Source organism: Pradoshia sp. Z6_59, from assembly GCF_058267515.1.
This window is the reverse complement of sequence record NZ_JBZCPP010000040.1, coordinates 1-1420: the sequence shown is the minus strand read 5'-3', so window position 1 is coordinate 1420 and position 1420 is coordinate 1. Positions and strand designations below refer to the sequence as shown.

At 53.9% G+C, this 1420-nt stretch carries 1 rRNA gene; it reads left to right on the top strand.

Going from position 1 to position 1420, the window contains the following annotated elements:
* Positions 1-1377, top strand: a 23S ribosomal RNA gene (locus AC4D4B_RS19445); the annotation flags it as partial.
* Positions 1378-1420 lie beyond the last annotated feature (43 nt).

Below are 1420 nucleotides of genomic sequence, written 5' to 3'. Positions count from 1 at the left end.
ATAAGGCTGAGCTGTGATGGCGAGGGAACTAGAGTACCGAAGTTCCTGATTCCACACTGCCAAGAAAAGCCTCTAGCGAGGAAGAAGGTGCCCGTACCGCAAACCGACACAGGTAGGCGAGGAGAGAATCCTAAGGTGATCGAGAGAACTCTCGTTAAGGAACTCGGCAAAATGACCCCGTAACTTCGGGAGAAGGGGTGCTCATTAGAGGTTTATAGCCTCGAAGAGCCGCAGTGAAAAGGCCCAGGCGACTGTTTAGCAAAAACACAGGTCTCTGCGAAGCCGCAAGGCGAAGTATAGGGGCTGACGCCTGCCCGGTGCTGGAAGGTTAAGAGGAGCGCTTAGCGCAAGCGAAGGTGCGAATTGAAGCCCCAGTAAACGGCGGCCGTAACTATAACGGTCCTAAGGTAGCGAAATTCCTTGTCGGGTAAGTTCCGACCCGCACGAAAGGCGTAACGATCTGGGCACTGTCTCAACGAGAGACTCGGTGAAATTATAGTACCTGTGAAGATGCAGGTTACCCGCGACAGGACGGAAAGACCCCGTGGAGCTTTACTGCAGCCTGATATTGAATTTTGGTACAGCTTGTACAGGATAGGTAGGAGCCTTTGAAGCCGGAGCGCCAGCTTCGGTGGAGGCATCGGTGGGATACTACCCTGGCTGTATTGACATTCTAACCCGCACCCCTGATCGGGGTGGGAGACAGTGTCAGGTGGGCAGTTTGACTGGGGCGGTCGCCTCCTAAAGAGTAACGGAGGCGCCCAAAGGTTCCCTCAGAATGGTTGGAAATCATTCGCAGAGTGTAAAGGCACAAGGGAGCTTGACTGCGAGACCTACAAGTCGAGCAGGGACGAAAGTCGGGCTTAGTGATCCGGTGGTTCCGCATGGAAGGGCCATCGCTCAACGGATAAAAGCTACCCCGGGGATAACAGGCTTATCTCCCCCAAGAGTCCACATCGACGGGGAGGTTTGGCACCTCGATGTCGGCTCATCGCATCCTGGGGCTGTAGTCGGTCCCAAGGGTTGGGCTGTTCGCCCATTAAAGCGGTACGCGAGCTGGGTTCAGAACGTCGTGAGACAGTTCGGTCCCTATCCGTCGTGGGCGCAGGAAATTTGAGAGGAGCTGTCCTTAGTACGAGAGGACCGGGATGGACGCACCGCTGGTGTACCAGTTGTTCTGCCAAGAGCATAGCTGGGTAGCTACGTGCGGACGGGATAAGTGCTGAAAGCATCTAAGCATGAAGCCCCCCTCGAGATGAGATTTCCCATAGCGCAAGCTAGTAAGAACCCTGAAAGATGATCAGGTTGATAGGTCCGAGGTGGAAGTGTGGTGACACATGGAGCTGACGGATACTAATCGTTCGAGGACTTAACCAAATGATTCAAGCATACTTGCCAAACTTACATTATCCAGTTTTGA